The organism is Streptosporangium nondiastaticum (genome assembly GCF_003011965.1).
Classification (GTDB): Bacteria; Actinomycetota; Actinomycetes; order Streptomycetales; family Streptomycetaceae; genus Streptomyces; species Streptomyces nondiastaticus.
Genome location: NZ_PXWG01000039.1, coordinates 31960 through 52443 on the forward strand (window position 1 = coordinate 31960; position 20484 = coordinate 52443).

A 20484-nucleotide genomic window follows, 5' to 3' on the forward strand; every position below is an offset into this window, starting at 1 on the left:
GTCAGTCCTTCACCGCTCCGCCGAGGCCCGACACGAGCCTCCGCTGGACGAGTACGAAGAAGACGAGCACCGGCACGGTCATGACGGTGGACGCCGCCATGATGCCGCCCCAGTCGTTGCCCTCGTCCTTGAAGAAGACGAGGAGCGCCATGGGGAGGGTGGAGTTCTCGGTGGCGCTGACGATGAAGGACTTCGCGAAGAGGAAGTCGTTCCACGTCGAGATGAACGAGAAGACGCTCGTGGCGACGAGCCCGGGGAAGACCAGCGGGAAGAGAATCCGCCACAGGAAGCGGGCCCGGGTCGCGCCGTCGAGGTACGCGGCCTCCTCCAGCGTCTCCGGCACCGCCCGGACGAACCCGCGCAGCATCCAGACGGCGAAGGGCAGCGAGAAGGCGATGTGCGGCAGGATCAGCGAGCCGAGCGTGTTGAGGCCGATGCCGGGCACGTACGCGCCGGCGTCGCGCAGGAGGAAGAACAGCGGGATGGTGAGCGCCTCGACCGGCACCATCTGGGCGACGAGGAACATCACGAGCAGGGTCGTCCGGAACCGGAAGCGGAAGCGGGTGACGGCGGTCGCGGCGAGGAAGGCCACGACCGCGGAGACGACGACCACGGTGCCCGCGACGAGCAGGCTGTTGAGGAAGTAGCGCGCGAAGTCCTGCTGCCCGAAGACGCGACGGAAGGCGTCCAGGGAGGGCGCGGACGTCCAGGGGCGGGGGCGGTCGCCCAGCACCTCCCCCTCCGGCTTGAGGGCCGAGAGCACCATCCAGTAGAGGGGGAAGGCGACCACGGCCGCCGTCAGCAGCGCCGCCGCCTCCGCGGCGAGCCGGCCGTACCGTCTGCCCGCCCCGTGCCGCCGTCTCATATCTCCTCCCCCTGGCTCCGCAGCAGCCGCAGGTACGCGAGCGTGACGGCCAGCAGGATCAGCAGCATCACCACGCCGATGGCCGAGCCGAGGCTGTACTGCGAGGAGGCGAACGCCTTCTGGTACGCGTAGACGTTCAGGGTCAGGTTCTGCCCGGCGATCCCGCCGCCGTTGGTCATGACGTAGATCTGCGTGAACACCTTGAAGTCCCAGATGACGGACTGGAGGGTGACGACGACCAGGATCGGCCGCAGCATGGGCGCCGTGACCGCGCGCCAGATGCGCCACTGCGAGGCCCCGTCCAGGGCGGCGGCCTCCAGGACCTCGGCCGGGACGGCCCGGATGCCCGCGTAGACGGTCACCATGACGAAGGGGAACGAGCACCAGACGACTTCGAGGAGGACGAGCGCGAAGGCGCTGTAGCGGTCGTACGTCCACGAGTAGCCGTCGAAGCCGCTCATGCCGAGCCGGGTGAGCAGCTTGTCCACAGGCCCGAAGTCGGGGTCGAAGAGGAAGAGCCAGACCGTCGAGCCGGTGACGGCGGGCGTGGCCCAGGCGCCGAGCGCCGCGGTCATCAGCGCGAGGCGGGGCAGGGCGCGGACGCGGGTGAGGAGCACGGCGAGCGCGCAGCCGGTGGCGAGGGTGGCGAGCACGCAGGCCGCCGCGAAGAGGACGGTGGTGAGGAGCACCTCCCGGAACTGGCCGTCGCGGAAGAGCGCCGCGTAGTTGCCGAAGCCCTGGAAGGAGGTCGGCCGGCCGCCGCTGACCTGGGCCTGGGTGTACTCCAGGAAGGAGATGAGCCCGAGCTGATAGACGGGGTAGAGCAGCAGCCCGCCGAGGAGGACGAGGGCGGGGGCGAGGTAGATCCAGGGCGTCCAGCGGCTGTGGGTGCGCATCGTGCCGTCCCCCGCCCTCAGCCCGCGGCCCGGAAGGCGCTGTTCATCTTCTTCGCCGCGGCCGAGGCCGCCGCGTCCACGCTCCTGCGGCCGCTCACGATCTCCTGGAACATGACCGGCAGCACCTGCCCGGCGTCGATGGCGGCCCACGCGGGGGTCACGGGCACGAAGGCCGCGCCCGCGGAAAGCGTCCGCACGAAGGGCTCGACGTAGGGCTGTCTGCGGGCCGCCTCGCGGCGCACGTCCGTGTAGGTGGGCAGGAAGCCCATGGCGTCGAAGAGCTCGGACTGGGTGCGCTTGCCGGTGAGGGTCCGCATCAGCTCGACGGCGAGCGTGCGGTGGGAACTGCTCTTGAGGACCCCGATGTTGTTCCCGCCCGCGAACGCGGGGGCGATGCTGCCCTCCTCGGCGCCGGGCAGCGGGACGACCGCGTACCGGCCCGCGGCCTTGCCGTTCTCGACGGCCCGGTGGCTGAAGTCCCCGCCGATGGCCATGGCCGCCCTGCCGGAGGCGAACGCCTCGACGGTGGCGTTGCCGCCCAGTTGCGCGCATTTGGCGGGCGGGCAGTTGTGCTCGCCGAAGAGGCCGGTGTACGCCGTGATGCCCCGTTTCGCCGCCTCGCTGTCGACGGCCGCGGTGTACTTCCTGCCCTTCTTCTCCGCTAACGCACCGCCGTTGGCCCACAGGAAGGGCAGGGCGCCGTACGTGTACGAGCCGCCGACCGCGAGCCCGTAGAGGTCCGGCCGCTCCCGGTGGATGCGGCGGGCGGTCTCCGCGAGCTCGGCCTGGGTGCGCGGCGGGCGCAGGCCGAGCTCGCGGAAGACGTCCGTGCGGTAGTAGAGGGCGCGGACGCCGACGAACAGCGGGGCGCCGTAGACCTTCCCGTCGACGGTGACGGAGCGGCGGGCGGCGGGATCGGTGTCCCGCGCCTCGGGCCAGGCGGCGAAGTCGGCGGTGACGTCGGCCAGTCCGCCGTCCCGGACGTAGCCGGCGGTGTCGGTGTTGCCGTACTCGATGACGTCGGGGGCGCTGCGGGGGTCGTTGAAGGCGGCCTTGATCCGCTGGGCGCGCGTCTCGACGGGGATGTAGGTGACGTCGACGCGGGCGCCGCGGTGCTCCCGGGCGAAGGCGGCGACGGCCTTGCCGACCACGGCGGCCTTGGGCCCGTTGTCGACCTCCCGGAAGAGCCAGACCCGCAGGAGCCCCGTCCGCTCGTCGCCGCCGGCGGCACCGGTGGAGGTGGAGGGGGCGCAGCCGGTCAGGGCGGCGGCCGTCGCCAGGGCGGCCGCCGTGAGCAGAGCCACCACACCGGACGGGCGGCCGGACGGTGTCATGAGGGTCCCTCCCGCGTGGCGTTGCAACATACGCAATGGGCGTTTCGCTCAGCACAACTGGCAGGAGACTAGGGGTGTGCCATGGCCCCGACAAGAGGTCTCCACCACTCTGTGATCGGCGAAAGCGCTCCGTGCAACGGCTCGCGCAAACGGGGCGTGCGACGCGCCCTGTAACGCACGCGGCCCCCGGGACGCGCCGGAGCGCGTCCCGGGGGCCGGGAAGGTTGTGTGGCCTGCGGAGAGGAGGCCGCGGGGGCTACTTCTTGTCGCCGCCCTTGCCGCCCTTGTCCTTGTCCCCGCCGGCGCCCATGCCGTCGAAGATCTCCTTGCACATCGGACAGACCGGGTACTTCTTCGGGTCGCGCCCGGGGACCCAGACCTTGCCGCACAGGGCGACGACCGGGGAACCGGAGAGCGCGCTCTCCATGATCTTGTCCTTCTGGACGTAGTGGGCGTAGCGCTCGTGGTCGCCGTCGCCGTGCGACACCTGCGGCGTCGGCTCTACGAGGGTGCCGGTCCCTGCCCCGCGCTCGGGCTCAAGAGTGCTCATGGTCTCCAAGGGTACTGGGGCGCACCGCCGAGTTCCGATCCCCGGTCCCGTCGTTTCGCAAGCGGGTCGCGCCCCTCCGCGGGGCGGGTCCCCCGGCCGGCGCCGCGGGGCCGCTCCGGGGAGGCCTCCGGGTCAGTTCAGGCTGGGGTCGTCCGGATACGTGGCCACCATCGCCAGCTCGTTGCGCTGGCGCCGCAGCACCGCGCGCCACAGCTGCGAGGGGTCCGGCGAGGAGACGTCGCCCGGCTCGGACTCCACCACGTACCACGCGCCCTCGACGAGCTCGTCCTCCAGCTGGCCCGGGCCCCAGCCGGCATAGCCGGCGAAGATGCGCAGCGAGCCGAGGGCGGCCGCGAGCAGCTCCGGCGGGGCCTCCAGGTCGACGAGGCCGATCGCGCCGTGGACGCGGCGCCAGCCGAGCGGGCCGTCGCCGGCGACGGCGGCGGAGCCCGTCGCGCCGTGCCCCTCCCCCGGCACCACGGCCACGCCCAGCGCCGAGTCCAGCGAGACGGGGCCGCCCTGGAAGACCACGCCCGGCTCCCCGGCCAGCGCGGCCCAGGACTCCAGGATGTCGGCCACCCCGACGGGGGTCGGGCGGTTCAGGATCACGCCGAGGGAACCCTCCTCATCGTGATCGAGCAGCAGCACCACCGCGCGGTCGAAATTCGGGTCAGCGAGCGCCGGTGTCGCGACAAGCAGCCGTCCTGTGAGCGAGGACACCTCGGACATGGGCACATGATCCCGCATTTCGGGCCCGCGCGGGGGGTGGACGCCCACTCCGGCAAGAAAGGGGCGGCCCGTGGCGCGCCGCCGATAACCGGTAGCGACCATTCCATTAACGGAGCGTGTTGTTGCAAAGCCATGACGTGCCCGGAGGCCCCTCAGGCATGCAGGAGGGCCCCCTCGTCGCATTACCCTTTCTTCTTGCCCCCTGCCCAACTCCAGGAACGCGAGATCCATGACCGGCCCTGACGATGTCCTGCTTGTCCACGGCGGTACCCCGCTCGAGGGCGAGATCCGTGTCCGCGGCGCGAAGAACCTCGTGCCCAAGGCCATGGTCGCCGCCCTGCTCGGGCACGGCCCCAGCCGGCTGCGCAACGTCCCCGACATCCGCGACGTGCGCGTCGTGCGCGGACTGCTGCAGCTGCACGGCGTGACCGTCCGCCCCGGCGACGAGCCCGGCGAGCTGGTCCTCGACCCCACCTACGTGGAGAGCGCCAACGTCGCGGACATCGACGCGCACGCCGGCTCCTCGCGCATCCCGATCCTGCTGTGCGGCCCGCTGCTGCACCGCCTCGGCCACGCCTTCATCCCGGGCCTGGGCGGCTGCGACATCGGCGGCCGGCCGATCGACTTCCACTTCGAGGTGCTCCGCCAGTTCGGCGCGACCATCGAGAAGCGCGAGGGCGGCCAGTACCTGGAGGCCCCGCAGCGGCTGCGCGGCTGCAAGATCCGCCTGCCCTACCCCTCGGTCGGCGCGACCGAGCAGGTCCTGCTCACCGCCGTGCTGGCGGAGGGCGTCACGGAGCTGTCCAACGCCGCCGTGGAGCCGGAGATCGAGGACCTCATCTGCGTGCTGCAGAAGATGGGCGCGATCATCGCCATGGACACCGACCGGACCATCCGGATCACCGGTGTCGACAAGCTCGGCGGCTACAACCACCGCGCGCTCTCGGACCGCCTGGAGGCGGCCTCCTGGGCGTCCGCGGCGCTGGCCACCAAGGGCAACATCTACGTGCGCGGCGCGCAGCAGCGCTCGATGATGACCTTCCTCAACACCTACCGCAAGGTCGGCGGCGCCTTCGAGATCGACGACGAGGGCATCCGCTTCTGGCACCCGGGCGGCTCGCTCAACGCCATCGCGCTGGAGACGGACGTCCACCCCGGCTTCCAGACCGACTGGCAGCAGCCGCTGGTCGTGGCGCTGACGCAGGCGGCGGGCCTGTCCATCGTCCACGAGACGGTGTACGAGTCGCGCCTCGGCTTCACCTCGGCGCTGAACCAGATGGGTGCTCACATCCAGCTGTACCGCGAGTGCCTGGGCGGTTCCGCCTGCCGCTTCGGCCAGCGGAACTTCCTGCACTCGGCGGTCGTCTCCGGCCCGACGAAGCTGCAGGGCTCCGACATGGTCGTCCCGGACCTCCGCGGCGGCTTCTCGTACCTGATCGCGGCCCTGGCGGCCGAGGGCACCTCGCGGGTCCACGGCATCGACCTGATCAACCGCGGCTACGAGAACTTCATGCAGAAGCTGAAGGACCTGGGCGCGAACGTGGAGATGCCGGGCGGCACCGCCGCCTGAGGCTTCGGCGCCGGCGTCGGGATGCCCGGCGGCACCGCCGCCTGAGCGTCCCCCATCTGACGGATCGTAAGCGTCTGTACGGGCCATCCAAGGCCCGTACAGACGCTTTCGTGCATCCGGGTGGCTCCGGGCCCCGTACGGGCCTCCGAGGGGCCGTACGGGGCCCGGAAAGCCCAAAGGGCGGGCACCCCGGCCGGGGTGCCCGCCCTCTCAGCGCTGAGCGCAGCGCTAAAGGCTTACTTGCCCTTGGCGGCTTCCTTGAGCTTGGAGCCCGCGGAGACCTTCACGCTGTAACCGGCAGCGATCTGGATCGGCTCACCCGTCTGCGGGTTGCGAGCGGTCCGAGCGGCACGGTGGGTGCGCTCGAAGGTCAGGAAGCCGGGGATGGTGACCTTCTCGTCGCCCTTGGCGACGACCTCGCCGACGGTCTCGGCGAGCGCGGCCAGAACGGCGTCGGCGTCCTTGCGGGTCACCTCGGCGCGGTCGGCCAGCGCGGCCACCAGCTCACTGCGGTTCATGTTGTACTCCCGTGTTCTTCTTGCCAATGAGGCGTGAGATCGAAGCCGATGCTGCCAGGGCCCTCGGACAGTCCCCGGACCCGGGTCCGTTGCCAGACCCTCGCGCCCGGTTACGCATCCTGCCCCCACCAGTGGCGGGAAAGCCAATCCGGCACCCTGGAGAGTCACACGGAAAGCGGCACAGCCTCGGATACAGCCGCATTTCTGCGGCCTGATTTCTGCCCGACACCTTAGGGGCAGGTCGCGGGCCCGAAGGCCCGCGACGCGCCGTCATCAGACGGTCGTGGTGCCCGTCACAGCCGCACCGGCGGCTTTCGCGGCCTCGCGCACGGCGCCCGCGACCGTCCCCGCGACCTTCTCGTTGAAGACGCTGGGGATGATGTAGTTCGCGTTGAGCTCGTCCTCGGTGACGACGTCGGCGAGGGCGCCGGCGGCCGCGAGCATCATCTCGGTGTTGACCGTGCGGGACTGCGCGTCGAGCAGGCCGCGGAAGACGCCGGGGAAGACCAGCACGTTGTTGATCTGGTTCGGGAAGTCCGAACGGCCCGTGGCCACCACCGCGGCCGTCTGCCGGGCAACCGCCGGGTCGACCTCCGGGTCGGGGTTGGCCAGCGCGAACACGATCGCACCCTCCGCCATCGCCGCCACATCGTCACCGTCGAGGACATTGGGAGCCGAGACACCGATGAAGACGTCCGCGCCCCGCACGGCCTCCTTCAGCGTCCCCGTGATGCCCTCCGGGTTGGTGTTGTCCGCGATCCACCGCAGCGCCGTCTCCGGCCCCGCATCGACCAGATCCGCACGCCCCGCATGAACGACACCATGAATGTCCGCGACCACGGCGTGCTTGACACCGGCCGCCAGCAGCAGCTTCAGGATCGCCGTACCCGCCGCACCCGCACCCGACATGACGACCCGTACGTCACCGATCGCCTTGCCCACCACCCGCAGCGCGTTCGTCAGCGCCGCCAGCACCACGATCGCCGTGCCGTGCTGGTCGTCGTGGAAGACCGGGATGTCCAGCGCCTCCCGCAGCCGCGCCTCGATCTCGAAACAGCGCGGCGCGGAGATGTCCTCCAGGTTGATGCCCGCGAACCCCGGCGCAATCGCCTTGACGATCTCCACGATCGCGTCGGAGTCCTGCGTGTCCAGGCAGATCGGCCACGCATCGATACCCGCGAACCGCTTGAAGAGAGCCGCCTTGCCCTCCATCACCGGCAGCGCCGCCTTCGGGCCGATGTTGCCCAGACCCAGCACCGCCGACCCGTCCGTGACCACCGCAACGCTGTTGCGCTTGATCGTCAGACGCCGCGCGTCCTCCGGGTTCTCCGCGATCGCCATGCAGACGCGGGCGACGCCGGGCGTGTAGATCATGGAGAGGTCGTCACGGTTGCGGATGGGGTGCTTCGACGCCATCTCGATCTTGCCACCGAGGTGCATCAGGAACGTACGGTCCGAGACCTTGCCCAGCACCACGCCCTCGATGCTGCGCAGCTGCTCGACGATCTCCTCGGCGTGGGCGGTGGAGGTCGCGGCGATGGTGACGTCGATCCGGAGCTTCTCGTGGCCGGAGGCGGTGACGTCGAGGCCGGTCACGGATCCGCCGGAGGACTCCACGGCCGTGGTGAGCTGGCTGACCGACGTCCCGCTCGCGGGGACCTCCAGCCGGACCGTCATCGAGTACGAGACGCTTGGCGCCGTTGCCATGGCCGACTTCCTCTGCTTTCCCTGGTTTCGCTGATGCGCGGCTCGATCGTCCCACCTACCCGCGAGTAGGGGGTAACCAGGTCCGGGTTCCGGAAATAAAGTTCCGCAAAAGCCGACGGGCGCCCTTCCCGGAGGAAGGGCGCCCGTCAGAACGCTTGTGACACCGACCCGCCATGCTCGCCTCGCGGCAAGTGGTCGCTCGTAGCGACGAAGGTTGGGCCCGGGGGCTTGGATCGAGCCGGTGCCGCACCCAGGCTAACAAACCGTCCCCGGAAGTCATTCCGCCCCGGCGAATTCACTCCTGGGGACTCCCCCGGCGGCCCCCCGGGGAGTCCTCGTGGACGGTTGCCCTCAGTCCCGCAGCAGATCCGGCACGCCGTCGGCGTCCGGGTCGTCGCGCTCGCCGGAGAGCACCGTCAGGCGCTGCGTGGCGCGGGTCAGCGCCACGTACAGCACGCGCAGGCCCGCCGGGGACTCGTCGGCGATCTCGGCCGGGGAGACGACGATCGTCGCGTCGTACTCCAGGCCCTTCGCCTCCAGGCTGCCCAGCACCACGACCCGGTCGCCGAGCCCGGCCACCCAGCCGCGGGCCTCGGCGCGCCGGCCCATGGGCACGACCACGCCGACCGTGCCCTCGACGTCCGCCAGCAGGTGCTCCGCCTCGGCCCGCACGGCCGGGCCGAGGGCGGCGCCCGCGACGGCGAAGCGCGGCACGACGCCCGTGGAGCGGACGGCCGCCGGGGACTCCATGCCCGGCATCGCGAGCGCCAGCACCTTGGCCGCGAGCTCGGCGATCTCCGCGGGGTTGCGGTAGTTCACGGTGAGCCGGAAGCGGGTGCGGCGGCGGGCGCCGAGCGCTTCGTCGCGGGCGGCGGCGGCCTCGTCCGGGTCGGACCACGAGGACTGCGCCGGGTCGCCGACGATCGTCCAGGTGGCCGTGCGGCCGCGGCGGCCGACCATCCGCCACTGCATGGGCGTCAGGTCCTGCGCCTCGTCGACGATGACGTGCGCGTAGTCGCGGCGCTCCTCGGCCAGGCGCTCGGCGCGCTCGCGGCGCGACTCCGAGCGCTGCGGCATCAGCTCCTCCAGCCCGGTCAGCGCGTCGAGCGGGTCGTACTCGCGCGGCTTCTTCGGGCGGGCCGGGGCGCCGAGGAGCGTCTCCAGCTCGTCCAGCAGGGCCACGTCGTGCACGGACAGCGGGCCGCGGCCGGCGGCGTCCAGGCGGCGCAGCGAGCGGGCCAGCAGCCGGGTCTCGCGCGGGTTGAGCACCCGGCGCGAGAAGCGGGCGAGGCGCTTCTCGTCGGCCATGCACGCCAGCACCTGACGCGGTGTCAACTCCGGCCACCAGGCGTCGAGGAAGGCGAGGAAGTCGTCCTCGGTGGTGATGTCCTCGTCGAAGGCGGAGCGGGCCTCGGCGGCGAGCTCGGGGTCGGTGTAGCGCTTGGGGCCGCCGGCCCTGGACCACAGGGCGTCGAGGATCAGCCGGCGGGCGCGCGGGCGCAGCAGGTTGACGGGCGCGGTGCCGCCGAGGGCGGTGTTGCGGATGCGCTTGAGTTCCTCGGCGCCGAGCTCGATGCGGGCGCCGAAGGCGACGACGCGCAGGCGGTCGGGCGGGCCGCCGCGGCGCCCGCCCCCGTTGCCGTGGCCGCCGGCGTTCCCCTCGGCGAGGGCGCCGTCCAGCGACAGCTGGCCGTCCTCGCCCGCCGGGGCCGCGGAGGGGCGTACCGGAGCGGTACCCGGGCCGGTGCCCTCCAGCGCGCCGCGGACCGCCTTGCGGAGCACCTTGAGCATCCGCGAGGAGCCCTTGATGCGCGCCACGGCCGGCTCGTCGTACGTGTCGGCCTCGGCGCCGTCGACCAGCGAGCCGACGGCGCGGATGGCGACCTGCCCCTCCTCGCCGAGGGAGGGCAGCACGCCCTCGGTGTAGGCGACGAGGAGCGGGGTCGGGGAGACGACGAGGATGCCGCCCGCGTAGCGGCGGCGGTCCTGGTAGAGGAGGTAGGCGGCGCGGTGCAGGGCCACGGCGGTCTTGCCGGTGCCGGGCCCGCCCTCGACCTCGGTCACCGACGCGGCGGGCGCGCGGATGACCATGTCCTGCTCGGCCTGGATGGAGGAGACGATGTCGCGCATCGTGTGGCTGCGGGCCTGGCCGAGCGCGGCCATCAGCGCGCCGTCGCCGACGATCGGCAGGGCGCTCCCGCCGAGCGTGGCGGTCAGCTCCGGGCGCAGCAGGTCGTCCTCGACGCCGAGGACGCGGCGGCCCTTGGAGCGGATCACGCGGCGGCGGACGACGCGGCCGGGCGCCACGGGCGTGGCCCGGTAGAAGGGCGCGGCGGCGGGCGCCCGCCAGTCGATGACGAGCGGGGAGTAGTCGGCGTCGAGGACGCCGATGCGGCCGATGTGCAGGGTCTCGGCGATCTCGGCCCGGTCGCCGCGGACGGCGTCGTCGGCGGGCTCGACGGAGGTGTAGGCGCCGTCGGGGCCCTTCTTGCCGTCCTTGCCGAGCAGCAGGTCGATGCGGCCGAAGAGGAAGTCCTCGAACTCGCTGTTGAGCCGGTTGAGGTGCACCCCGGCCCGGAAGACCTGGGCGTCCCGCTCGGCGAGCGCGCCGGGCGTGCCGACCTGCCCGCGCTTGGCGGCGTCGTCCATGAGGAACTCGGCCTCGTGGATCTTCTCCTCCAGGCGCCGGTACACCCGGTCCAGATGCTGTTGTTCCGTACCGATCTCGCGGTCGCGGACCCCGTCGGGCTCGCTCTGCGGTCCGGTCGCCACCTGCGCGTGCGTGGCGTTCTGCGCGGCCACCCAAGCCCCCTTCTGCTGTGCCTAGGGCAGCCGTCAACCGTACGCGAACACAGGCGCTGAGCGCACCTGTCAGGACATGGTTGTTTTTATTCGGGATTCGGGCTGAATGGGTTTTGGTCACACCTTGACGGTGGCGAGGAGTTTGCCGTCGAGGGTGCGCACCTCGAACCGGGAGATGTCGTTCCGGTTGAGTGCGGCGCCGCCGTGCGTGTACAGCGGCTCCTTGCTCCATTTGTCGCCCTTGTCGCCCTTGTCGGTCGCGGCGGCCGCGGCGGCCGCGTCCGTCCCGTCCAGGCCGTATCCGCCCGGCGGGACCGCCCACGTCGTCACCACCTGCCGCTCCCCGTTCTTCCCCACGGCCACGAGATCGCAGGTCAGCGGGCCTCTGACGTGGGCGAGCCGGAGCGCCACGTGGGTGCCCCAGGGCTTCTGCTGCAGCGAGACCGTCGCGTCGACCTTCGTCGCCGGATCCACCGCGCCGATCTTCTCGCCGTCCTCGTACATCTGCTTCGCCGCGCTCACGCCGCTGTGGTCCGGCGCCTCCTCGGAGAAGACCGCCGCGCCCACCAGCGGGCCCGCGACGATCAGCGCGGCGGCGGCCGCGACCAGGCACAGGCGGCGGACGCGCTGCGCGCGGCGCCCGGCCGCGACCCGGCCCAGCAGCCGGTCGAGCAGCGCCGGATCCGGGCGGGGCGCGAGGGCCTCCGGGGCGGGCGCCGCCTCCTTCAGCTCGGCGAGCAGCGGCGTCAGGCCCATCAGGCCGTCGAGCTCGGCCGCGCACTCCGGGCACCCGGCGAGGTGCTCCTCGAACCGGGCCGCGTCCGCCTCGTCGAGGACGCCCAGCGCATAGGCGCCCACGGCGGTGTGCCGCTCGTGCCGCTCGTCCTGCCCGTGGTCAGGTGCCGGCCGGTTCATGCCGTCACTCCTCGTTCTTCGAGCGAGAGCTTCATGGAGCGCAGTGCGTAGAAGACGCGGGACCGCACGGTCCCCGCCGGCACGCCCAGCACCTCGGCCGCCTCGCTCACGGTACGTCCCCTGAAATAGGTCTCTATCAGCGCCTCCCGGTGCGCCTCCGTCAGGTCGCCCAGCGCGTCGGAGATCGTCATCAGGCGCAGCGCCCGGTCGATCTCGTCCGCCGCCGGGAGCAGCTCCAGCGGGCCCGGATCGACCTCCCGCGGGCGCGCCTGCCGGCTGCGGTGGTTGTCGATGACGATGCGCCGGGCGACGGTCACCAGCCAGGGCCGTACGGAGCCGGGGGCCCCGCGCAGCCGGTCGGCGTTGCGCCAGGCGCGCAGCAGCGTCTCCTGGACGACGTCCTCCGCCCGCTGGCGGTCCCCGTCCACCAGGCGCAGCACGAAGGCGAGGAGCGGGCCCGCGTGCTCTTCGTAGAGCGCCCGCATCAGTTCCTCGTCGGGGCTCGTCCTGTCAGCCACGGCGGCATCCTTGCGCAAGCCTTCTCCCTGGTCGATAGCGCGCGTCGGTGATCCGGCCGGTACCCGTCAGTAGCCGCAGCCGCCGGTTCCGCCCACGCCCTGGCCCTCATGAGTACGGGCCGGGCGTCCGGCCTGTTCAGCACGTGGCGAAGAAATCCGGGGGCATCCCCGCCCCACGGATCGAATGGCGCCTTCGTTCAGCCGCGGGCCCGTGACACAGGCCTCATTTCCCCGCTGAACGGGGGCCGGTGCCGGGCCCGTACGACAGCCCGGAAGACCGGTGCAGGGGGCACCGGCTCCGTACGGGGAGGACGGGGAGGTTCGCCATGAACCGCATCGGCATGAATCGCATCGGCACGAACCGCACCGGGATGAACCGCACCGGCAAGCGCCGGACGATCGTGGCCACCGCCACCGCGGCGGCCGTCGCCGCGGGGGTGGGCATCGCCTTCGCAGTGGTGCCGGGCGGGGAGGACGGCGCGGCGGCGGCCCCCGCGGCGGCGCACTCCGGGCACGGGGGCGGGGACGGCGGCCCGCTCGGGCCGGTCAGCAGCCCCAACCGCGAGGGCGCCGCCTTCTTCGCCGCCGCCCTCAACGGCGCGAACGAGGTCCCCGCGGCGGACGGCAAGGCCACCGGCGACAAGGACGGGCAGGCCGTCGCCTTCCTGCGCGTCCAGGGCGACGACGTGTCCTTCGCCTTCTCCTTCCGCGGCATCGCCGCACCCACCGCGGCCCACCTCCACCAGGGGGAACGCGGCAAGAACGGCGACGTGCGGATCCCGTTCTTCGCGCAGCAGCTGCCCGACGGACGGACCAGCGCCACCGGCACGGTGAAGGTCACCGACCAAAAGCTCCTGGACGCCCTCGCGTCCGGGCCCGGCGGCTTCTACCTCAACCTGCACACCGGCGAGTTCCCCGGCGGGGCGGTGCGGGGGCAGGTGCACCGGCTGAGCGCGCCGCTCGACATGAACGGCGCCGTGAACGCCGTCCAGGCGTCCGTCGTCGAAGGCCGCCAGATCTACGCGTGCCGCAAGCAGGACGGCGGCGGGTTCGCCTTCGTCCAGGACAACGTCGCCGCCACGCTCAGCGGGAACATCGCCCACTCCTTCGTACGGCCCGGCGGCGACCCGCAGTGGGTCGCGCCCGACCGGTCCGCCGTCACCGGCAAGGTCGTCACCAAGACCCCCAACGGGGACGGGAACATCCCCGAACTCGACCTGCGCGCGGCCCGGTCCGGCGCGGGAACGGGCGTCCTCGCCACCACCACGGAGATCCTGCGGCTCAACACGCGGGGCGGCGTCGCCCCGGCCGGGCCCTGCGACCCGCAGCGGCAGCCGGCGGCGGCCGTGCCGTACCGGGCGGACTACGTCTTCATCGGGCGCTGACCAGGGATCGGACGCTGACCGGAGGCGGGGGCCGTCAGGCTGACGGCCCGCTGCCCGCGCCGCCGCCGTCAGCGGGTGCCGACCGCGCGGCGGCGGTGCCGGGCCACGCGCGCGCGGTTCCCGCAGACCTCGCTGGAACACCAGCGACGCCGGCGGCCGCGGGACGTGTCCAGATAGACCAGGGAACACGACTCCCCCTCGCAGCGGCGCAACTGGCCGCGCGCGGCGGGGTCGGTGAGCAACTCCACCGCGTCGCGCGCGATCTGCCCGAGCAGGGCGCCGCAGTCGGGCGCCCCGACGAGGCTCCGCGACAGGACCCCGTCGGCGCCCCGGTCCGCCTTCAGCGCGGGCGGGGCCGTGGCGGCGAGGGCGTTCACCCGCTCCAGGTCGGGGCCGGCGGCGCGGCCGTCGACCTCGGCGTGGACGACGCGGTGCAGGAGGTCGCGGGCCGCGCGGAAACGGCCGAGCCAGGTCACGTCCACGGCCGCCAGGGGGGTGCCGGGCGGGACGGCTCCCGAGCCGAGGAGCCAGTCGCGCAGGCGCTCGGGGCTGTCGAGCCGCTCGACCGGCTCCTCGCCGGGCCGGCCGCCGTCGGCCGTGGCCGCCAGATCCAGACAGAGCCGCCCGGCGTCGAACCTCAACCCGCCCGAAGCCGCCGCCACCCCACCAGAGTGCCTCGCGAGCGCCGGGGTGTTAACCCCACGCCCCGCCGCGCACGGCGGCCGCCGCGTCGGGGGCTCCGCGAAATCCCCCCGCCGCAACGGCGATCAACCACCACGGTGCAGACCGGCGGTGCCCGGCCCACCGCCGGTACGGCACCGCCGACCACCACCATCGGGGTCGCTCGCCACCGCGGCGGAGGCAAATACAGGCACCCCCGCACGAGCCACCGCCGCGGCGGAAGACAGCCGGCGCCCGCTCCCATCACTGCCGCCACCGGCACCATCCCCCGCCGCCGCGGAGGCAAGTGCGTACCCTCGCGCACAAGCCCGCGCGCCGCGCGCTACGTGCTACGCGCTACGCGCTACGCGCGCATCACCGCCTCATCCCCCGGCGGGAGCCACGCCCCCGCCGGCCGGGTCAGCCAAGAGCCGTCCGCCGCCAAAGACGCCGCCGCTGTCCGCAAGGACGTCAGCGCCGGGTGGCGCAGGCCGCGGCGCCAGACCATCGAGACCGGGGAGAGCGGCACGGGGTCGACGAGAGGCCGCAGGACCATCCCCGGGACGTCGATGAACTCCACGCTCGCCAGGACCGACCACCCCCGCCGCCGCACCACCCGCACGAACTCGCCCTCGCCCTCGATCTCCGGGAAGGGCGCCGCGATCCCGATGCCCCGCCCCTCGAAGAGCCGCTCGGCGAGGTCCGTCCACTCGGCGGTGGCCGGGTTGCCCGCGGCGGCGTAGAGCGTCTCTCCCGCGAGGGAGTCCAGCGGCACCTCCGGCAGGGCGGCCAGCCGGTGTTCCCCGGGCAGGAGCACGGCCATCGGCTCGTACCGTACGGGGCAGTGCTCCAGCCGCTCCCGCACCGCCGGGCCGAGGCCGGCCACGCGCCCGAAGGAGACGTCCAGGCGCCCCGCGAGGATCTCGCCGGCCGCACCGGTGAGCCCGCTGTGGAAGCGGGCCACCAGCTCGTGCTCCGGCGCCGCACCGCGCGCGGCGGTCAGCACCCGCCAGCCCGTGCCGACCGTGGCCGCGCAGTCCACGATCAGCGGCCGTTCCTCCTGCGCCCAGGCCGCGTCGAGTTCCTCGTGCGCGGCGAGCACCCGCCGCGCGTACGGCAGGAGCCGTTCGCCCTCGGCGGTGAGCGTGACCTGGCGCGTCGTCCGCGTGAACAGCACGCTGCCCAGCCGCTGTTCGAGCCGTCGGACGTCCCGGCTCAGCGCCTGCTGGGCGGTGAACAGCCGGGCCGCGGCCCGGGTGAAGTGCAGTTCCTCGGCGACCACGGTGAACGCCCGCAGCAGGCGCGGTTCTATGTCGTACGGCACGGGCCGTAGTCAACAACAGATGTGCGTGAACGGCGACAACAGATGTGCGTGAATGGCGACCGATCGGGTGTTGGACCGCGGCCCGGGGCCGCAACGAGGCTTCTCCCATGCCCCCGCACAACCCCCTCGCCCCGTACGCCCGTCTCTTCGCCGTCCCCGGCGCCCGCGCCTTCACCGCCTGGAACCTCCTCGCCCGCCTCCCCATGGGCATGTTCGGCGTCAGCGCCGTCCTGATGATCTCCGCCGCCCGCGGCTCGTACGCGCTCGCCGGCGCCGTCACCGCGACCGGTCTCGCCGCGACGGCGGTCGTCGGCCCGCTGACGGCCCGGCTCGTGGACCGCCACGGGCAGGCCCGCGTCACCGTCCCCGCGGCCGGACTGGCCGCGCTGGGCTCCCTGGCCCTGGTCGTGTGCGTGCGCGCGGACGCCCCCGCCTGGACCCTGTTCGCCTGCTACGCGGCGACCGCGACCACCCCCAACACCGGCGGCATGTCCCGCGCCCGCTGGTCGCACCTCCTGCGCGCCGACCCGGCCGCCCTGCACACCGCCAACTCCTTCGAGCAGGCCGCGGACGAGGCGTGCTTCATGCTCGGGCCGGTCCTCGCGACGTTCCTGTGCACGTCCTTCTTCCCGGAGGCGGGCACGCTGACCGCCGCGCTGATGTTCCTCACCGGCGCCGTGCTCTTCGCGGCCCAGAAGCGCACCGAACCCCCCATAGCCACCGGCTCCGTACGCCCGCGCTCGCCGCTCCGCGGAAACCCCGGCCTGACCGCGGTCCTGGCCGCCTTCCTCTGCACGGGCGCGCTGTTCGGCTCGCTGGAGGTCGTGACGATCGGCTTCGCCGACGCCGAGGGCCACCGCCCCGCCGCGGGAGCCGTCCTGGCCCTGCAGGCCGCGGGCTCCTGCGCGGCGGGCCTGCTCTACGGGCTGACGCGCCCGTCGGCCCCCGCGGCCGCCCGCTTCCCCCGCTGCCTGGCGGCGATGGCCGCCCTCGCGCTGCTGCCGCTCGCGGCGACGACCGCGGGCGGCGGCCTCCCCGCCCTCGCCGTCGCGCTGCTCCTGGCGGGCATGGCCACGGCGCCCACCATGGTCACGGGCATGAACCTCGTCCAGGGCCTGACCCCGCCCGGCAGCCTCAACGAGGGCATGACCCTGGCCGTGACCGGCCTCCTCGCCGGCATCGCGGCCGGCTCCGCGGCCGGCGGCTACGCCGTGGAGCACGCGGGGGCCGCGGGCTACGCCGTGCCGGCCGCCGCCGCGGCGACCGCGCTGCTCACGGCGACGGCGGGCCGCCGGGCCCTCGCCGCGCGGCCCGCCGCCTGAGGAGCGTCCCGAGGCCCGCGGCCGCCAGCACCCCGCCGGTCGTCCCGCCCGCCACGTAGGCCACGGTCATCCCGGAGCTCCCGCCGGCCCCCGAGGTTCCGGAGGCTTCTGAGGTTCTGGAGGACCCTGAGGACCCGGAGGTTCCGGAGGCCCCTGAGGCCCCGGGCGTCGCGGTGGCGGCCGTGACCTCCAGGTGCGCCACTTTCGTGACCCGCCCGTGGTGGCTGGCCACCGTGACCGCGTACGTCCCGGGCGCGAGCCCCTGCCGGATCCGGGCGGGCGCGAAGTACCGCGGGTCGTCCCCGTCGCCCGCCTTGCTGTCGTCGCGCCGCAGCCGCACCGGCCGCTCGAACGCCGGCGACGTGGCCGTCAGCCGCTCCTCCTCGCCCGGGTCGGGCGACCTGTCGCGCCACAGGACGTTGACGGTGCCGCCGGCGGGGACCCGGTGCCCGCGGGCGCGGGCGTCCTCCGGCCCGGACGTCGCCGAGGTGCCGAAGAATGCGGGCCCGCGCGCACGGCCGACGTAGTCGCGGTCGCCGGGCCGCGCCGCCCGCACCGTCAGCGGCTTCTCGTCGACGACGCGCCCGCCCGGCCCGTACAGCGTGACCTTGTACGTGCCGTCGCGGACGCCCTGCGGCAGCTCGGCCGCCCCGGAGAACAGCCGCGGATTGTTCCAGTCCGTGCTCGCCGGGTCGTGCGCGAGGCGCACCTCCTTGCGGAAGGCGGGCGAGCGCACGGTGAAGGACTGCCCGGTCTCGCCGGGGTACAGGTCGTCGTACGCCATCCACAGCCGCTCCCCCTGCCGCAGCACGTCGCCGGGCGTGGCCGCCGTGAAGCTCGGCCGCCGCGACTGCTTCACCTCGACGCGGTCCTTCGCGACGACCCGGCCGCCGGCCCGCACGGTGAGCGGGTACGTGCCCGGCCGGGTGGTCATCGCGATGGCCGGACGGCCGTGGTGGGCGTGCGCGCGGGGCGCGAGCCGTACGGCGTGCGGGAAGACGGGCGAGGAGACGGTGACGTCGCCCCCCTCGCGCACGCCCTGCACCTCTATGTCGACGAGCTCGCCGGGGCGGTTGTCGAAGGCGCTGTTGAGCAGCACGTGTACGGGGCCGCCGTCACCTACGCGGCTGCTGTCGCCGGCGAACGCCGGAGCGGCGCCTCCTGCGCACCACAGGGCTCCCGTGACCAGCACTGCGGCCACTGCCGTACGCGTCCGGTTCACCGGGCCACCACCCCCTCGCCATGGAGCGTCACCAGGAAAGAGGGCCGGGGAAGCCGATCGGTTGCGCGGGCCCGGCATGACAAAAGCCCCTGGCCTGCGTTTCCGCAGATCAGGGGCTTTTGCCCACATGGGATGAGTGGAGATGGCGGGAATCGAACCCGCGTCCAACGGTGCAGAATCAGGGCTTCTCCGAGCGCAGTCCGCTGCGATTTTCTCGGCCCCGGAGATCACGCGGACAAGTCTCCGACGGGCTCAGTCACTGTTTGATTTCCCACCCACCCCCGTGACCGGGGTCAGTGGTTTAGTTCCCTAGCTGATGCCAGGATCCGGGTCGGGAACAGCCCCGGGCTGACACTTCGCAAGTCGCTACTTAGGCAGCGAGGGCGAAGGAATCGCGCTTGGTGTTGGCGATTATTGGTTGCGACATATGGTTTACGAGATCATTGCCGCTTCCTCGGCTCGCTTCCCCTGCTTCGACATCCGCTGTCGAAACCGATCATCCCCATGTTGATTTTTCAATCTGCGCAACCCAGGGTCCCCCCTGCGCTGCTGCCTCCATCGTACGTGAACCACGTACGACCGTGCCAGCGTATTACCGCTGCTGGGCCCGCGCGGCGGACGCCCGCTGCCGGCGGCGCGCCGCGGCGATCGCCCGGTTCGACTCGCGGGTGTCCTGCTTCTCGCGCAGGGTCTGCCGCTTGTCGTACTCCTTCTTGCCCTTGGCCAGGGCGATCTCGACCTTGGCCCGGCCCTCCTTGAAGTAGATGGCGAGGGGCACGATGGTGTGTCCCGTCTCCTGCGACTTGGAGTCGAGCTTGTCGATCTCGGCCCGGTGCAGCAGCAGCTTGCGCTTGCGGCGCGCGCTGTGGTTGGTCCACGTGCCCTGGGTGTACTCGGGGATGTGGGCGTTGTGCAGCCACGCCTCGCCGCCGTCGATCTGCACGAAGCCGTCGACCAGCGAGGAGCGCCCCTGCCGCAGCGACTTGACCTCCGTGCCGGTGAGGACCATGCCGCACTCGTACGTGGTCAGGATGTGGTAGTCGTAGCGCGCCTTCTTGTTCTGCGCGACGAGCTTGCGCCCCGTCTCTTTCTTGTCCTTAGCCATAGCGCCGCCATTCTCGCACTAGGACCCGCCCCCGAGGCCACTCAATACTGTGCGGGCCCGCTCCTCGGCGTCGCCGCGGACCAGCAGGTCGGGGGCGATGCCCCGGCCGTCGACGACGCGCCCCGCCGGGGTGCGGTAGTGGCCGACGGTGAGCTCGGCGACGGAGCCGTCCGCGAGGCGGCTCGGCATCTGCACGGAGCCCTTGCCGAAGGTCCGCGAGCCGACGACGACCGCCCGGCCGCGGTCCTGCAGGGCGCCGGCCAGGAGCTCGGCGGCGCTCATCGTGCCGCCGTCGACGAGGACCACGAGCGGCAGGGCGGTGGCTCCGCCGGTGCGGGCCTCCAGGGCGCGCTGGCTGCCGTGCACGTCGTAGGTGGCGACGAGCCCGCCGTCGAGGAAGGCGGAGGCGGCCGTGACCGCCTCGTCGACCAGGCCGCCGGAGTTCCCCCGCAGGTCGAGGAGGATGCCCTCGCCCGGCAGGGCCTCCGCGGCGGCGGCGCGCACCTGCTCGCCGGAGCCCCGCGTGAACGAGCCGACCTTGATCCGTACGGCCGCGGCCCCCGCGGCGCCGGCCCCGGCGAGGCGCTCGGCCGTCACGCTCTCGGTGGTCAGCCGTTCCCGGTACAGGGTGCGCTCCCAGCTGCTGCCGGCGCGCTCGATCCCGATCCGTACGGGCGTGCCCGGGCCCGGCCAGGCGGTGGTGTCGCCGCGGAGGCGGGCGACGACCTCGGTGACGGGGCGGCCGTCGACGGGCGTGCCGTCGATGCTGCGCAGCAGGTCGCCGGAGCGGAGGCCGGCCCGGTCGGCGGGGCTGCCGGGGCGGACGCTGTCGATCTCGGTGCGGCCGCCGGCGGCCCGCCGCGCGGAGAGGCCGACCCCGATGTAGGAGCCGTTCAGGGCGCGCTCCAGGCCCTCGTACTCGCGGGCGCTGTAGACGGCGCTCCAGCGGTCGCCGCTGCGGCCGACGACCTCGGCCGCGGCCTCCGCGGCGGACTTGCCGTCCTCGACGGCCCGCGCCGCGGCGGCCTCGACCTCCGTGCGGTCGACGGGGGCGCCGGCGCC

General features: G+C 73.3%; 18 protein-coding genes and 1 other RNA gene. 3 read left to right on the forward strand and 16 right to left on the reverse strand.

Annotation, left to right across the window (positions count from 1 at the left end):
- Window position 1: 1 nt before the first annotated feature.
- The 5 genes from B7P34_RS16760 to B7P34_RS16780 form a co-directional block, all read right to left on the reverse strand.
- On the reverse strand, window positions 2-865 hold the full coding sequence (locus B7P34_RS16760) for a carbohydrate ABC transporter permease (protein ID WP_106677344.1): 864 nt from the start codon (window positions 863-865) through the stop codon (window positions 2-4).
- Window positions 862-1761: a carbohydrate ABC transporter permease gene (locus B7P34_RS16765; protein ID WP_106677346.1), complete on the reverse strand. Its 900-nt coding sequence runs from the start codon at window positions 1759-1761 to the stop codon at window positions 862-864. Before B7P34_RS16765 ends, B7P34_RS16760 begins: the two co-directional genes overlap by 4 nt.
- 17 nt (window positions 1762-1778) lie before the next feature.
- Window positions 1779-3095 carry an extracellular solute-binding protein gene (locus B7P34_RS16770; RefSeq protein WP_106677348.1) on the reverse strand — a complete coding sequence of 439 codons (1317 nt, stop codon included), beginning with the start codon at window positions 3093-3095 and terminating at the stop codon, window positions 1779-1781.
- Between the two features lie 256 nt (window positions 3096-3351).
- Entirely contained in the window at window positions 3352-3645 is a 294-nt protein-coding gene (locus B7P34_RS16775; RefSeq protein WP_078660579.1) for a DUF3039 domain-containing protein, read from the reverse strand.
- A 132-nt stretch (window positions 3646-3777) separates the two neighbouring features.
- The gene (locus B7P34_RS16780; protein ID WP_106677349.1) at window positions 3778-4374 is read right to left on the reverse strand and encodes a YqgE/AlgH family protein; all 597 of its coding nucleotides are present in this window, start codon (window positions 4372-4374) and stop codon (window positions 3778-3780) included.
- Window positions 4375-4603: 229 nt separating this feature from the next.
- Between B7P34_RS16780 and murA the strand changes: the two genes are divergently transcribed.
- Window positions 4604-5944 (forward strand): UDP-N-acetylglucosamine 1-carboxyvinyltransferase, encoded by a 1341-nt coding sequence (gene murA / locus B7P34_RS16785; RefSeq protein WP_106677351.1) that lies wholly within the window; start codon window positions 4604-4606, stop codon window positions 5942-5944.
- A gap of 236 nt (window positions 5945-6180) precedes the next feature.
- Here the strand turns inward: murA and B7P34_RS16790 are convergent, their stop codons facing one another.
- The 5 genes from B7P34_RS16790 to B7P34_RS16815 all read right to left on the reverse strand — a co-directional run bounded on the left by B7P34_RS16790 (window position 6181) and on the right by B7P34_RS16815 (window position 12404).
- Window positions 6181-6462 (reverse strand): HU family DNA-binding protein, encoded by a 282-nt coding sequence (locus tag B7P34_RS16790; RefSeq protein ID WP_004951951.1) that lies wholly within the window; start codon window positions 6460-6462, stop codon window positions 6181-6183.
- Window positions 6463-6735: 273 nt separating this feature from the next.
- Window positions 6736-8169 (reverse strand): NAD-dependent malic enzyme, encoded by a 1434-nt coding sequence (locus B7P34_RS16800; protein ID WP_106677353.1) that lies wholly within the window; start codon window positions 8167-8169, stop codon window positions 6736-6738.
- A gap of 351 nt (window positions 8170-8520) precedes the next feature.
- Window positions 8521-10971, reverse strand: a complete 2451-nt coding sequence (locus B7P34_RS16805; protein ID WP_223267921.1) for a HelD family protein — start codon at window positions 10969-10971, stop codon at window positions 8521-8523.
- A 117-nt stretch (window positions 10972-11088) separates the two neighbouring features.
- On the reverse strand, window positions 11089-11886 hold the full coding sequence (locus B7P34_RS16810) for a zf-HC2 domain-containing protein (protein WP_106677355.1): 798 nt from the start codon (window positions 11884-11886) through the stop codon (window positions 11089-11091).
- Window positions 11883-12404: a sigma-70 family RNA polymerase sigma factor gene (locus B7P34_RS16815; protein WP_223267922.1), complete on the reverse strand. Its 522-nt coding sequence runs from the start codon at window positions 12402-12404 to the stop codon at window positions 11883-11885. Before B7P34_RS16815 ends, B7P34_RS16810 begins: the two co-directional genes overlap by 4 nt.
- A gap of 326 nt (window positions 12405-12730) precedes the next feature.
- On the opposite strand from B7P34_RS16815, the gene B7P34_RS16820 reads away from it, so the two are divergent.
- A complete protein-coding gene (locus tag B7P34_RS16820) occupies window positions 12731-13789 on the forward strand; it encodes a CHRD domain-containing protein (protein WP_223267923.1) in 1059 nt (352 codons plus the stop codon).
- 68 nt (window positions 13790-13857) lie between these two features.
- Here the strand turns inward: B7P34_RS16820 and B7P34_RS16825 are convergent, their stop codons facing one another.
- Window positions 13858-14451, reverse strand: coding sequence for a CGNR zinc finger domain-containing protein (locus tag B7P34_RS16825; RefSeq protein WP_106677359.1), 594 nt, complete (start codon window positions 14449-14451; stop codon window positions 13858-13860).
- A gap of 362 nt (window positions 14452-14813) precedes the next feature.
- Window positions 14814-15773, reverse strand: a complete 960-nt coding sequence (locus tag B7P34_RS16830) for a LysR family transcriptional regulator (protein ID WP_106677361.1) — start codon at window positions 15771-15773, stop codon at window positions 14814-14816.
- A 107-nt stretch (window positions 15774-15880) separates the two neighbouring features.
- Between B7P34_RS16830 and B7P34_RS16835 the strand changes: the two genes are divergently transcribed.
- Complete coding sequence (locus tag B7P34_RS16835; RefSeq protein WP_106677363.1) at window positions 15881-17095, forward strand: MFS transporter; 1215 nt, start codon at window positions 15881-15883, stop codon at window positions 17093-17095.
- Here B7P34_RS16835 and B7P34_RS16840 read toward each other — a convergent pair.
- From B7P34_RS16840 to B7P34_RS16855, 4 genes are all read right to left on the reverse strand, one after another.
- A complete protein-coding gene (locus B7P34_RS16840) occupies window positions 17046-18317 on the reverse strand; it encodes a hypothetical protein (RefSeq protein WP_146166837.1) in 1272 nt (423 codons plus the stop codon). The genes B7P34_RS16835 and B7P34_RS16840 overlap by 50 nt on opposite strands.
- 134 nt (window positions 18318-18451) lie before the next feature.
- Window positions 18452-18821, reverse strand: a transfer-messenger RNA (tmRNA) gene (ssrA, locus tag B7P34_RS16845).
- A gap of 88 nt (window positions 18822-18909) precedes the next feature.
- Window positions 18910-19422 (reverse strand): SsrA-binding protein SmpB, encoded by a 513-nt coding sequence (gene smpB, locus B7P34_RS16850; protein ID WP_106677366.1) that lies wholly within the window; start codon window positions 19420-19422, stop codon window positions 18910-18912.
- An 18-nt stretch (window positions 19423-19440) separates the two neighbouring features.
- The coding region (locus B7P34_RS16855; RefSeq protein WP_106677368.1) for a S41 family peptidase at window positions 19441-20484 on the reverse strand (1044 nt) is incomplete at its 5' end.

Coding starts and splice junctions, on each gene's coding strand:
- B7P34_RS16760 (WP_106677344.1), bottom strand. CDS start 865: ATGAGACGGCGGCACGGGGCGGGCAGACGGTACGGCCGGCTCGCCGCG.
- B7P34_RS16765 (WP_106677346.1), bottom strand. CDS start 1,761: ATGCGCACCCACAGCCGCTGGACGCCCTGGATCTACCTCGCCCCCGCC.
- B7P34_RS16770 (WP_106677348.1), bottom strand. CDS start 3,095: ATGACACCGTCCGGCCGCCCGTCCGGTGTGGTGGCTCTGCTCACGGCG.
- B7P34_RS16775 (WP_078660579.1), bottom strand. CDS start 3,645: ATGAGCACTCTTGAGCCCGAGCGCGGGGCAGGGACCGGCACCCTCGTA.
- B7P34_RS16780 (WP_106677349.1), bottom strand. CDS start 4,374: ATGTCCGAGGTGTCCTCGCTCACAGGACGGCTGCTTGTCGCGACACCG.
- murA (WP_106677351.1), top strand. CDS start 4,604: ATGACCGGCCCTGACGATGTCCTGCTTGTCCACGGCGGTACCCCGCTC.
- B7P34_RS16790 (WP_004951951.1), bottom strand. CDS start 6,462: ATGAACCGCAGTGAGCTGGTGGCCGCGCTGGCCGACCGCGCCGAGGTG.
- B7P34_RS16800 (WP_106677353.1), bottom strand. CDS start 8,169: ATGGCAACGGCGCCAAGCGTCTCGTACTCGATGACGGTCCGGCTGGAG.
- B7P34_RS16810 (WP_106677355.1), bottom strand. CDS start 11,886: ATGAACCGGCCGGCACCTGACCACGGGCAGGACGAGCGGCACGAGCGG.
- B7P34_RS16820 (WP_223267923.1), top strand. CDS start 12,731: ATGAACCGCATCGGCATGAATCGCATCGGCACGAACCGCACCGGGATG.
- B7P34_RS16835 (WP_106677363.1), top strand. CDS start 15,881: ATGCCCCCGCACAACCCCCTCGCCCCGTACGCCCGTCTCTTCGCCGTC.
- smpB (WP_106677366.1), bottom strand. CDS start 19,422: ATGGCTAAGGACAAGAAAGAGACGGGGCGCAAGCTCGTCGCGCAGAAC.